Source organism: Deinococcus metallilatus, assembly GCF_004758605.1.
In the GTDB taxonomy this organism is placed as follows: domain Bacteria; phylum Deinococcota; class Deinococci; order Deinococcales; family Deinococcaceae; genus Deinococcus; species Deinococcus metallilatus.
This window is the reverse complement of sequence record NZ_CP038512.1, coordinates 2,147,677-2,159,495: the sequence shown is the minus strand read 5'-3', so window position 1 is coordinate 2,159,495 and position 11,819 is coordinate 2,147,677. Positions and strand designations below refer to the sequence as shown.

The window sequence follows — 11,819 nt, the reverse complement described above, 5'->3', positions numbered from 1 at the left end:
GCCCGACCGGAGGGGTACACTCAGCCGCGTGAGAACGCACAAGGTCGAGGTCGGGAACGTCACCCGTGAATTGCCGGTCGTGCCGGTGGCCCCCGGTGTCAGCGTGGCCCTCTTCAACATGCTGGGCGACACCGAGGTCACGGAGGCCGCCGGGCGCGAGCTGGCCCGGCTGCTGCCCCCCGAGGTCGACGTGCTGGTCACGCCGGAGGTCAAGGCGCTCGGCCTCGCCCACGTGATCAGCCGCGAGACGGGCAAACCCTACGTCGTGATCCGCAAGACCCAGAAGCCCTACATGGTGGACCCCGTCGCCCGCGAGGTCGTCAGCATCACCACCGGCAAGCCCCAGCTGCTGGTCCTCGACGGCTTCGACGTGCCCAAGATCCGGGGTCACAAGGTCGCCATCGTGGACGACGTGGTATCGAGCGGCGGCACCCTCAATTCCCTGCGTCAGATCATCGAGGAGGTCGGCGGCGAGGTCGCGGCCGTTGTCGCCGTCTTCACCGAGGGCCAGGAGCGCCCGGAAGTGACCGCGCTGGGACACCTGCCGCTGTACACCTGAGAACGCACTTCGGGTAGGGTAGGCGGCGTGACTCAGCTTGACAGGAACAGCCTCCGCGTTACGGTCGGTGACGTGACCCGCGAACTTCCCACCGTGCGCGTCGGCAGCGTGGGGCGCGTGCCGCTGGTGGAGTTCATCGGCGACAGCGAGTTCACCAACGCGGCGGCCCAGGCGATGCTCCCCCTGATCCCGCCGGGCACCGAGGTGCTGCTCACGGTCGTGACCAACGCGCTGCCGCTCACGCACGAGATCAGCGACCGCTCGGGGCTGCCGTACGTGGTGGCCCGCAAGAAACGCCGCACCTACATGCAGGACCCGCTGATCCAGGATGTCCCCAGCATGACGCTCGGCGTGGCCGAGACGCTGTGGCTCGACGGCCCGCACGCCGCCCGCCTGAAAGGCAAGCGCGTGACCATCGTGCAGGACGTGGTGGCCTCGGGCGGGACCGCCAGGGCACTGGCGCGGCTGGTCGAGCGGGCGGGCGGCACCGTCGCCGGTTACCTCGCCGCCTTCAAGCAGGGAACGTCCAACCTGCCCCTCACGTACCTTCAGGAGTTGCCCGAGAGCCTCTGATCCGCCTGCGGGCCGAATCAGGATCACCCCTGTTTGACCCGGGCGCGCAGGCCAGCAGGTTCCGCCGGAGGAAGAATCAGAGGCGGGGGAAGGCGTTCCCTGGAGCGGGCCATCTTGGCGTCTGATGGCGAGGTCTGCGGCCTTTGGAGGCCCCCCGCCTGTGCCGTGCCGCTGGTCCGGGCCTGCCCCGGCATCTGTCCCGGCGGCCTGACACCTTCCCCTCTACAATGCGGCTTGTCCGCGCCCCTCCGCGCGTCCGAACACCGCCATGCGTCCCCTGACCCTTCCCGCCCGACTGCCCCTGCGGCGACTGCTGGCCGTGGCCCGCCCCGCCTTGTGGGTGAACACGGTGGGCACGCTGGTGACGGGCCTGTGGCTGACCGGGCACCTCTACACCCTCCACCCCGGTCTGCTGGTGCTGCTGGCCTACCTGACCCTGCCCTTTAACCTGCTGATCTACGGGCTGAACGACCTCGCGGACCGTGAGGAGGACGCGCTGTCCGCCCGCAAGGGGGGGTGGCAGGGGGCGCGGCTGACCGCCGGGGAAGGGAGCCCGCTGCTCCGGGCGATTCTGGCGCTGAACGCGCCCTTTCTGCTGGCGCTCGCGCTGCTGCTGCCGCCTGCCGCCAGCGTCCTGCTCCTGCTGGCGGTCGTGTTGTTCGCCCTCTACAGCCTGCCCCCCCTGCGCCTGAAGGGCCGACCCCTTCTCGACGGGCTGAGCAACGTCGCCTACGCGCTGCCGCTCGCCCTGCCCGCGCTGGTGCTGGGCGCCCCGTTGCCCTGGCTGCCCCTCGCCGCCCTGATGACTTTTTCGGTCGGCAAGCATGCCTTCGACGCCGCTCAGGACGTGCCCGCCGATCGCCTCGCCGGGACGCGCACGGTCGCCACCACCCTCGGCGTGCGCGGGACCGCCGCTTACGCCCTGATGTGGTTCCTGCTCGCCGGGGCGCTGCTGTGGCCGCTGAGCCGCCTGACGGCCGCCGCGCTGTGGCTGGTCTGCGGCGGGATGGCGCTCGCGCTGTTGCGGCAGCCCACACCCGAACGCGCCGCCCGGCTCTACCCCCTCAGCATCGTCACGCCCTGGCTGGTGGGCACGGTCGCGGGGGTGCCGCTGGTGTATCTGCTGGCGCGGGGGCTGTGGCCTTGAGCGGTCAGCCGTCAGCCGTCAGCGTTCAGCCCCGCCTTTCCCACTCACCACTGCCCACTCACCACTCACGGTCCATCGGCATCCTCGGCGGCGGCCTCGCGGGCCTCGCGCTCGCGGCGTTGCTGGGGCAGCGGGGGCACGCCGTCACCGTGTACGAGCGGGACCGGGCCGGGGGCAAGCTGCGGCGCGTCACGGTCGGCGGGCTGGTGTTCGATACCGGGCCGGGCCTCTTCACCTTTCCGGAGGTGTGGCGGGCCTTCCTGGCCCGGCTGGGGGAGGCGGACCCGCTCGACCTGCGCCCGCTGCCCGGCGGGCTGGGGGTGCACCACACGCCCTTTGGCCCGGTGCCGCTGCCCGTTCCGCTGGATCATCCGCTGCGCGCGGCCTGGGAGGCTTACCTCCGGCCTGCACAGGCCCTGGCCCCGCACCTCGGAACGTTGTTGACCACGCCGCCGCGTCTGGGTGACCCGACCTTCCGGCAGGCGAGCGCCGCATTGTTCCGGGCCACCGGGGGCTACCTCACCGCTGAGGCATGGGTGCGTGCCCGGCGATTGCCTCCGGCCCTGGCACACGCTGTCCGCACGCACGCGCTCAATGCAGGCCTCGCGCCACAGGACGCGCCCTCGCTGTACGCCCTGGTTCCCGCCCTCGTCGCGGACAGCGTGCTGCGGCCCGCGCAGGGGATGGGCGCCCTCCTCGACACGCTGCTGGCCCTCGGTGCGGCGCGCGGCGTGCAGGTGCGGGAGGGGTCGGAGGTGGTCCGCGTGGATGCGGAGGCGGCCCGCCTCACCCTGAAGGGGGGAGAGGTGCGCCGCCACGACCTGCTGGTGAGCGCCCTGGACCCGGCCCGCCTCGCGGCGCTGCTCGGGCGGCCTGTTCGTTCGCCCGTCGCCCGCCGGACGGTGAGCGGCGTCGCCCTCTATGCCGCGCTGCCCGGCCCCGCACCGCTCCCCGTCACCTCTGTCCTCCCGCCCGCCGATTTCGGCACCTTCCGCCGCGCCGTGCGTGCCGGGGCGTGGCCGCCCGACACCCTCGCGCTCGTCCACGCGGACGGGCCGCGCCTGGCCGTGCTGCTCACCGCACCCGCCACCGCGCAGGACCTCAGCCCCGAACATCCCTGGGTGCGGGCGCAGGTTCAGCGGGTCGAACGGACGCTGGGCGTGCCCGGCCTGCTCGCCTCCGCGCGGGACCTTCTGGCCCTGCCTCCCAGTCACTATGCGGCGGGCGGGCATCCCGGTGGCGCGATCTACGGCGCGGCCCTCCCCGCCTGGCGCGGCGGCCCCCTCCACCCCCAGCGGTATCACCCCCAGCCGAAGCTCTGGCAGGTCGGCACCGGCGTTCACCCCGGCGGCGGCATCCCGGCGATTCTCGGGGGGGCGCTCATCGTGGACCGGCTGATGGGGGAGAGGGGCCTGTAGCGCCTGAACGCGAAAGGCCGCCCCACCTCGGGAGCGGCCCCTGGCGGCCTGCGCTTACTGCCCGGTAATGGCCTTGTAGGGATTGACCAGGCCGTAGCCGAAGTTGTCGTCCTTGCCCGCCGCGCCCAGGTCCTTGGCGGTGCTGGTCAGCAGGTTGAGGAGCTGCGTGTTCGTGAGGCTGGGCTTGGCGGCCCAGACGGCGGCGGCGGCGGCGCTGACGTGCGGGGTCGCCATGCTGGTGCCGTCGAAGTATTCGTAGTCCGCGCCGGTCACGCTGACGGTGCCGGTGGTGGGAAGCTTGCCCAGCAGCGCCTGCCCGTCCGCCTGCGTGATCCCGACCACCGGGATGCTGTAGGCGTTCGTGAGGCTCATCCCGAGCGCGCCCGCCGCGTTGTTGTAGATCATGACGGCCTTGGCGCCGCTGGCGACGGCGTTGGCAGTCTTCTCCTCAAAGGAGCAGGTGCCGCGCGCAATCAGGGCGATGTTGCCGCTGAGGGCCGCGTTGCGGGTGCTGGTGCCGCAGAACTCGTTGTTCGTGCCCCCTGCCGCCACCACGTTGCCGCTGACGGTGCCCTTGCCGCTCTTGTCGGCGGCCATCACATCGCTGAAGGTCACGCCGCCGCCGCTGGCGCTGGCCGCCGTGCCCTGCCCCAGCGGGACGCTGCTCAGCACGCTCACGCCGGGGCCGACCAGATCGACCTGCGGGCCGAAGTTGGAGAAGTCGGCCTTGGCCTCGCTGCTGTCGATGGCGCCCACGCCGACCACGTTGGTGTACGCGGCGGGGTAGGAGACGGCGGCCCCGTCGTTCCCGGTCGCCGCAACGATCAGGGCGCCCTTGTTGTAGGCGCTGGTGTAGGCGCGCTGCTCGGTCTGGCTGGCGCGGCCCCCGCCCAGCGACATGCTGACCACGACCTTGTTCTCGGTGCCCCCCTGGCTCTTGAGCTGCGCCACGCACCAGTTCACGCCGTTGATGATGCCGCTGCTGCTGCCCGACCCCGTGTCGCCCAGCACGCGCGCCATGTACAGGTTCACGCCGCTGGCGACGCCGCCCACGCCGTTCGGGTCCATGCCCGACTGCTGCCCGGTCGCCCCGGTGCCCGCCCCGTATTGCGCGAAGATGGTGCCCGAGACGTGCGTCCCGTGGTGCGACACGTCGTTGAGCTGGTAGGGGTCATTGCGGTTCGTCTCGGTCGTCACGAAGTTCTTGAAACCCTTCAGCTTGCGCGCGAACTCGGGGTGATTCCCGTCGATGCCGGTGTCCGTGACGCAGACGGCCGCGCCCGCCCCGGTGTAGTTGCTGGCGCGCAGGCTGGGCACCTTCAGCGCGTTGTCGCCCCAGGTGTATTCACCGTTTGCCGTGTAGACCGGCGTGGCCTGCGCCGTCAAGCTCTGCGCGCCCAGGCTCGCCCGTGCGGGGCTGGCATCCGTCACGCCGCTCCGCATCCCCATAGCATGGCGCACCAGATCGGGTTCCACGTACTCGACCAGCGGATTGGCCTTCAGCCGGGCCAGCGCCTCCGGGCTGAGGCGCACGGCGGCGGCGCTGATGTCGGCCCACTGGCTGGTCAGGGTGCCGCCGGCGGCGGTGATCGCCTGCGCCTGCACTTGCGCCTGCGCGGCCAGCTCCTGCGCGCTGAGGCTCTGCGCCCCCAGGCTGCTCTCCTTGAAGCCCACCAGATAAGCGTCCCCACTCACAGCGGTCTGCTCCGGCGTGCTGGCGGCGGGGGGCGTGATCTGGGCCTGCTGCCCGCAGGCGGCGAGCGTGAGGGCGAGGGTCGCGGCGAGCAGAGTACGGGTGTGCTGCATGAGAACCTCCGGAAAAGGGAAAGACGCCGGGACGGACCTGAGTGGTGCCGGGCCGTACATGGAGAGGGCTGAAGGAAATGGGCTTGGCCGGAATGCTAGAGCCCTCCTTATCCCCTGTTCATGACTTGTCTAGGCCGATCTGGACGCGGTTCATGTTCCGCTTCATCACACATCATGTACAGTATTTGGCCCTTCATAAGCCGGGTTTTCGATTGGCAAAAAAATTATGGCTGAAGCGTTCAAGCTCCAGCCACGGCCTCAGCCTTTCGGTCTGATCCCGGTTCCTCTTCTGGTCCGGAAGTGTGATTGAAGGAGAGGCGGGACGGATCGCAACTGACCCGTCCCGCCCTCACTGTCCTGAATAGAGAGACAGACCGTTTACCAGCGTTCGGTCACGGCCTTGAGTTGCAGGAAGTTCGCCAGGTAATCCGGGCCGCCCGCCTTGGAGTCGGTGCCGCTCATGTTGTAGCCGCCGAAGGGCTGCACGCCGACAATCGCGCCGGTGATCTTGCGATTGAAGTACAGGTTGCCGACCTCGAACTCGTTTCGAGCCTGTTCCAGCCGCTCGCGGTCGTTGCTGCACACACCGCCGGTCAGGCCGTACTCGGTCGAGTTGGCGATCCGCAGCGCGTCCTGCCAGTCGCGGGCACGCAGCACCGCCACCACCGGCCCGAAGATTTCCTCCTGCGCGATGCGGGCCGTGGGCTTCACGTCCCCGATGATGGTCGGCTCGACGTAGTAGCCCTTCTTGCCGTCCCACTCGCCGGGCGCCTCACCGCCCAGCAGCACCTCACCTTCATTCTTGCCGAGGGCGAGGTACTGGCTGATCTTCTCGAAGCTCTCCTCGTTCACGACCGCCGTCACGTTGGCGTTCTCCTCGCCGGTGCCGACCTTGAGGCCCTTCGCGCGCTCCACGAAGGCGTTCACCACCGCGTCGTACACCTCGTCCACCACGATCAGGCGGCTCATCGCGCTGCACTTCTGGCCGTTGAAGCCGAAGGCGCTCTGGGTGGCGGCGGTCACGGCGTTGTCCAGGTCCGCCGTCTCGTCCACGATCAGCGCGTCCTTGCCGCCCAGTTCCAGCACCACCTTCTTGATCCACTTCTGGCCCTTCACGACCTTCGCGGCGACCTCGTTGATATGCAGGCCCACGGCGCGGCTCCCCGTGAAGGTGATGAAGCGCGTTTTCGGGTGCGTGGTGAGGTACTCGCCCACCTCCGAGCCGATGCCGGGCAGGAATTGCAGCACCCCGGCGGGCAGGCCCGCTTCCAGCAGGATGTCCACCACGAAGCCCGCGATCATGCCCGAATCCTCGGCAGGCTTGGCGATCACGCAGTTGCCCACCACCAGCGGCGCGGCCAGCATCCCCAGGAAGATCGCGCAGGGGAAGTTCCAGGGCGAGATGCTGACGCCCACGCCCAGCGGCAGGTACAGCATCCCGTTTTCCTCGCCCTCGAACCACGTCGTCTCGGCGGCCCCGAAGTCCGCGTACTTCATCGCGCTGCGGGCGTAGTACTCCAGAAAGTCAATCGCCTCCGCCACTTCCACATCCGCCTCGGCGTAGCTCTTGCCGACTTCCAGCGTCATCAGCGCGCAGGCTTCCAGGCGGCGGCGCTTGAGGATCGCGGCGGCCTTCAGCAGAATCCGGGCGCGAGCGTCCATATCCCACGTCTTCCACGTCTCGAAGGCTTCCCATGCGCCTTCCAGCGCGCGCTGGGCGTCCTCGACGGTGGCCTTTGCGGTGGTGCCGATCACCTCGCAGGTGTTGCAGGGGTTGACGGAGGTCAACTTCTCCTCGGTGTCCACCCGCTCACCGTTGATGATGAGGGGGTAGTGCTTGCCGACCAGTTCCTTACGAACCTTGGCGAGGGCGGCCTGATACGCGGCGACGTTCTCGGGCTGGGTGAAGTCGATGAAGGGCTGGGGGCGGTAGTCCTGAACTTTAAGCATGGTCTTTCTCCTCTTGCAGAAGGGGCGCGGCGTCGTGGGCGAACTCGTCAAACGAGCGGGGTGGGCGGCCCAGCAGGCGGGCGGTGTCGGGCGTGACGCGGGCGGCGAGGCCGAAGCGGGCGGCGGCGTAGATGGCTTCCATGATCAGCAGTTGGCCCCTGGGGACGCCGCGCGCCCGCAGGCGGCGGTAGAAGGCGAGGGGACTGGGATCGGTGTAGCGGATGAGGCGGCCCGACGCGGCGGTGAATTTCTGGGCGACTTCCGCGTAGGTGAGGGCCTCCGCGCTGGTCAGTTCGTACGCCTGTCCCGCGTGGCCCGGCTCGGTGAGGACCAGGGCCCCGACCTCACCAACGTCGCGTGTATCGACGAAACTGGTGCGGCCCCGCCCCGCCGGAACGAACACCTCGCCCTGGCGCAACTCGGGCAGGTGCATGGTGGTGAGGTTCTGCATGAAGAAGCTGGGGCGCAGCAGCGTGTACTCCACCCCGCTCCCCATCAGGTACTTTTCGAGCTGGGCGTGCGGCACGAACGGGTTGTGCTCCGCCCCTTGCAGCGAGAGCAGGGCCATCTGGTTCACGCCTGCTCCCAGCGCCACGTCGAGCGCGGGCACCATGTCGCGCCGCACCTGGCTGATCTGGGGCGGTCGCGTCACGAAGAGGCGGTCTAGACCCTGGAAGGCCGCGACGTAGGTGCGCCGGTCCCCGAATTCGAGGTGGCCGAACTCCAGCCCCGGCTGTTCCCCGAACACGGCGCGGGCGTGCTCGGGGCGGCGGGCCAGCACCCGCACCCGCGCGCCACGGGCGAGGAGCGCCTGCACCAGCGGCGTCCCCACGTTGCCGGGCGCGCCCGTCACACCAATCAGCGTCACGGCCTCACCCCTTCAGCATCCCCCGCAAAACGAACATCACGTTCGCGGGCCTCTCCGCGATGCGGCGGCTGAAGTAGGCGTACCAGTCGCGCCCATAGGGGATGTAGGCGCGGACGCGGTAGCCCTGCTGGGCGAGTTCCTTTTGCAGGTCGCGCCGGATGCCGTACAGCATCTGGAACTCGAACATGTCACGCGAAATGCCGTGGGCCAGCACGAAATGCTTCACGTCCTCGATGATGCTCTCGTCGTGGGTGGCGACGTTCACGTAATTGCCCGCCTTCATCTGCGCGTAGACCAGGCGGCGGTAACTGGCGTCCACGTCGGCCTTGTCGGGCATGGCGACGGATTCGGGTTCGAGGTACGCGCCCTTCACGATGCGGAGGTTGGGGTGGAGGTCTTGCAGGGCGGCGAGGTCGGCCTCACTGCGATAGAGGTAGCTTTGCAGCACCGTCCCGACGAACTGGTTACCGAACTCGTTCACGAGGGTGCGGAACTGTGCCAGGGTGAGGTCCACGCGCGGGTGGTCCTCCATGTCCAGGCACACGAAGCCGCCGTACTGCTTGGCGCGGCCCACGATACGGCGGGCGTTGGTCAGACCCAGGTCTTCCCCGTTCACGGTCTGCCCCTGGCCGACGCTGGACAGCTTGATGCTGACGTAGGGGGGGATTCCGGCGGCATTGGCCTGGTCCAGCAGGCTCAGCACCTTTTCGGCAAATTCGTTCGCCTTCTCGGGCGAGGCGACGAACTCGCCCAGCAGGTCGAGGTTCCCCAGGATGCCGTCACCTTCCAGCTCGCGGACGGCCTGGAGGGCCGAGGCGGCGTCCTCACCCGCCACGAACCGCTGCGCCACGCTCCAGGCACGTGAGCGCACGAGGTCTTCCACGAACTTCTGTCCCGAGACGGTCAGGACGGCCTTGCGGTAGAGCTGGTCGATCATATGGATTCTCCGAGGTTCTGCATGACGAGGGCGGCAAAGGTACGGACGTGCGTGCGGGCGGCCGCGCGGGCCGTGTCCGCGTCGCGGGCGAGGATGGCTTCCAGGATCGCGGCGTGCTGCGCTTCGGTGTCGGGGTGGGCGTTGTAGGTGCGGGTCTGGTGCTTGATCAGGGCGACGCGCTGCTCCAGCCCGCGCGCCAGATCGGCCAGGGCGGCATTGTGCGCGGCCAGCGCCACGCCTTGGTGAAAGGCGAGGTCGAGGCGGGTCTGCTCGCGGTAGTCGCCGCCCCGCGCGGCATTCAGGGCGTCCAGCGCGGCCCGCAGCGTCTGGGCGTCCGCCTCGCTATGCGCCTGTGCGGCGAGGGCCGCCGCCAGCCCGTCGAGTTCCTCGCGGACCACGTAGGTATCGCGCGCCTCAGCGGCGCTGACGGTGCGGACGCGCACGCCCTTGTTCGCCTCCGCGACCAGCAGCCCCTCCTGCGTCAGCCGCATGATCGCCTCGCGGATCGGCGTCCGGCTCACCCCCAGCCGCTCGCCCAGCTCCGCCTCGCCCAGCCGCTCACCGGGGGCGATTTCACCATCCAGCACGGCGCGGCGCAGGTGTCCATAGACACCGTCACGCACCAGGGTCGGCCGCTCGAAGGAGGTCATCTTGGATATTGTATACAACCCTTGCGGAATTGGAAAGGCTGGATCTCCGTTCGGGCCAGCTCAGGTGCGGCCGCTGCCCGGGTCTTCCGGCTGCCCTGCGGAACGTGCCTCCGCCTTGCCCGGCACCTTCTCCCCCACGAGGCGGCCCAGCCAGCCGAGCGTGAAGAGGAACAGCAGGGTGGCCCCGGTGGCCAGCACGTACAGGTGCAGGCCGCACGCCACGCCGACCCCGGCGGTGGCGAGCAGGCCCGCTGCCGTCGTCAGCCCCTTGGCTCCCTCGCCCCGCCGGTCGGAGAAGATGGCCCCGGCGCCCAGGAAGCTCACCCCGCTGACCACTGCCCCCAGCACGCCGACCAGGTCAAAGCGGACCTGGGCCGAGTCGTCCGCGAAGCGCAGGATCAGCGTGTCGGCCAGCACCACGAACAGGGCGGCGCTCACCCCGACCAGGATGTGTGTCCGCAGGCCCGCGTTGTGGCCGCGCCCCTCGCGTTCCCAGCCGATCAGACCGCTCAGCGCGAAGGCGGCCAGCAGGCCCTGCATCAGCCGCAGTTCCGTCCAGAAGGTTTCCACGGCGCAGTTCAGTCCACGTACAGACGTTCGATGGGGAAAATCCGGTCGGCCAGGTGGGCTAGCGCCCGTTCGCCCGCCCGTTTCTGGCAGGCCTCGGTGCCCACGCAGAGCGTCACGTAGCGTGTCCGCCGCGCACCAACCGCCACGCGGTAGAGCGCGGCTTCCGTCCGCGAACGGGTGTAGTGGCACAGGTCGCAGTGCAGGGCGTTGCGGCCCCGGGCGTCCAGCGGGGTGAACTCGGCGAGCTGGTCACCCCGCACCAGCGCGAGTCGTCCGTCCGCGACGGCGTACAGGCCCAGGGTGAGGGGACCGCCCTCGCCGCTCTCGCCGAACAGTTCCCGGTACGACTCCGGAAAGAGTTCCCGCAGCACGTCGCGGGCGCTGTGATGCTTCGGGCGGGAGTCACTCATGGGGCGAGTGTACGGGAGAGGCGGCGCGGGAAGGTGGGGAAGGTTTCAGCGGCCCCCAACCGTGCCCCCGCGCCCCCTCTTTTCGCCCCGCCCGCCCTAGACTCTCCCCGTGAGGCGGTTTCTTTGAGGTCGCGCAGTGCCAACCGCAGCGGCATCGTGATCCGGCGGCGGGTGACGCCTGCGGGGGACATCATCGTGACGCTGCTCACGCCGCAGGGCAAGGTGAAGGCGATTGCGCGTGGCGGCGTGCGCGGGGCACTGGCGAGCCGCCTGAACCTCTTTCACCACGTCGCGGTGCAGGTGTACCAGACGCCGCAGGCTGACTTGGCGACCGTGCAGCAGGCCGTGCTGGAAGGCGCCCTGCCCAGACTGGCCGAGCCGGAGCGGTACGCCTTCGCGCACCTGATGGCCGAACTGGCCGACGCGCTGTTTCAGGAGGGTGAATTCAGCGGGCAGGCGTTCGACCTGTTCGCGGGCGCCCTGCGCGGCATCAGCCATCAGCCCGATCCGGAGTGGGTGGCGCTGGTGATGAGTTACAAGCTGCTGGGCCTGGCGGGCTTCGTGCAGCAGACGACCCGCTGTGCCCGTTGCGGGACGGCCGATCCGGCGCACCCCGACCCCCTCGGCGGGCAACTGCTCTGCGCCGCCTGCGCCAGCCTGCCCGCCTACCCGCCCGCCAGCCTCGACTTCCTGCGCAATGTGGTGCGCCGCACCGTGCGCGCCAGCATGGATCATCCCGTGCCCGAGGAGCAGCGCCCGGCCCTGTGGCGCGCGCTGGAACGCTTCGTGACGGTGCAGGTGGGGAACGTGCAGAGCTGGCGGCAGTTGGTGCCTCACGCGGCTGTGATTCAGGCTGAGCCGCTCTCCTCCGGTGGCGTCCGGGGGTAGCGCGAGACTGAGGGTGACCCGTTATGGCGTAGATGGGGATAAG

Annotated in this window: 12 protein-coding genes; 5 read left to right on the top strand and 7 right to left on the bottom strand. The window is 69.8% G+C overall.

Features of this window, described 5'->3' with window-relative positions:
• Window positions 1–28 precede the first annotated feature (28 nt).
• The 4 genes from E5F05_RS16415 (at window position 29) to E5F05_RS16400 (ending at window position 3,697) form a co-directional block, all read left to right on the top strand.
• Window positions 29–559 (top strand): phosphoribosyltransferase family protein, encoded by a 531-nt coding sequence (locus tag E5F05_RS16415; protein ID WP_129119712.1) that lies wholly within the window; start codon window positions 29–31, stop codon window positions 557–559.
• A gap of 27 nt (window positions 560–586) precedes the next feature.
• Window positions 587–1,132 (top strand): phosphoribosyltransferase family protein, encoded by a 546-nt coding sequence (locus E5F05_RS16410; RefSeq protein WP_129119711.1) that lies wholly within the window; start codon window positions 587–589, stop codon window positions 1,130–1,132.
• 268 nt (window positions 1,133–1,400) lie between these two features.
• Window positions 1,401–2,279 (top strand): UbiA family prenyltransferase, encoded by an 879-nt coding sequence (locus E5F05_RS16405; RefSeq protein WP_129119710.1) that lies wholly within the window; start codon window positions 1,401–1,403, stop codon window positions 2,277–2,279.
• A 50-nt stretch (window positions 2,280–2,329) separates the two neighbouring features.
• Window positions 2,330–3,697: a phytoene desaturase family protein gene (locus E5F05_RS16400; protein ID WP_241687217.1), complete on the top strand. Its 1,368-nt coding sequence runs from the start codon at window positions 2,330–2,332 to the stop codon at window positions 3,695–3,697.
• Between the two features lie 54 nt (window positions 3,698–3,751).
• On the opposite strand, the gene E5F05_RS16395 is transcribed toward E5F05_RS16400, so the two are convergent.
• The 7 genes from E5F05_RS16395 to E5F05_RS16365 all read right to left on the bottom strand — a co-directional run bounded on the left by E5F05_RS16395 (window position 3,752) and on the right by E5F05_RS16365 (window position 10,888).
• Window positions 3,752–5,503, bottom strand: a complete 1,752-nt coding sequence (locus E5F05_RS16395; RefSeq protein ID WP_129119708.1) for a S8 family serine peptidase — start codon at window positions 5,501–5,503, stop codon at window positions 3,752–3,754.
• 378 nt (window positions 5,504–5,881) lie between these two features.
• The gene (pruA, locus tag E5F05_RS16390; protein ID WP_129119707.1) at window positions 5,882–7,453 is read right to left on the bottom strand and encodes an L-glutamate gamma-semialdehyde dehydrogenase; all 1,572 of its coding nucleotides are present in this window, start codon (window positions 7,451–7,453) and stop codon (window positions 5,882–5,884) included.
• Entirely contained in the window at window positions 7,446–8,321 is an 876-nt protein-coding gene (locus E5F05_RS16385) for an SDR family oxidoreductase (protein ID WP_129119706.1), read from the bottom strand. Before E5F05_RS16385 ends, pruA begins: the two co-directional genes overlap by 8 nt.
• Window positions 8,322–8,325: 4 nt before the next feature.
• Entirely contained in the window at window positions 8,326–9,258 is a 933-nt protein-coding gene (locus E5F05_RS16380) for a proline dehydrogenase family protein (protein ID WP_129119705.1), read from the bottom strand.
• Window positions 9,255–9,908: a GntR family transcriptional regulator gene (locus E5F05_RS16375; RefSeq protein ID WP_129119704.1), complete on the bottom strand. Its 654-nt coding sequence runs from the start codon at window positions 9,906–9,908 to the stop codon at window positions 9,255–9,257. The genes E5F05_RS16380 and E5F05_RS16375 overlap by 4 nt, the downstream gene beginning before the upstream one ends.
• Before the next feature lie 60 nt (window positions 9,909–9,968).
• Window positions 9,969–10,478: an MgtC/SapB family protein gene (locus tag E5F05_RS16370; protein WP_129119703.1), complete on the bottom strand. Its 510-nt coding sequence runs from the start codon at window positions 10,476–10,478 to the stop codon at window positions 9,969–9,971.
• An 8-nt stretch (window positions 10,479–10,486) separates the two neighbouring features.
• Window positions 10,487–10,888: a hypothetical protein gene (locus E5F05_RS16365; RefSeq protein WP_129119702.1), complete on the bottom strand. Its 402-nt coding sequence runs from the start codon at window positions 10,886–10,888 to the stop codon at window positions 10,487–10,489.
• A gap of 123 nt (window positions 10,889–11,011) precedes the next feature.
• On the opposite strand from E5F05_RS16365, the gene recO reads away from it, so the two are divergent.
• Window positions 11,012–11,776, top strand: a complete 765-nt coding sequence (gene recO / locus E5F05_RS16360) for a DNA repair protein RecO (protein ID WP_129119701.1) — start codon at window positions 11,012–11,014, stop codon at window positions 11,774–11,776.
• The last annotated feature ends 43 nt before the right edge of the window (window positions 11,777–11,819 follow it).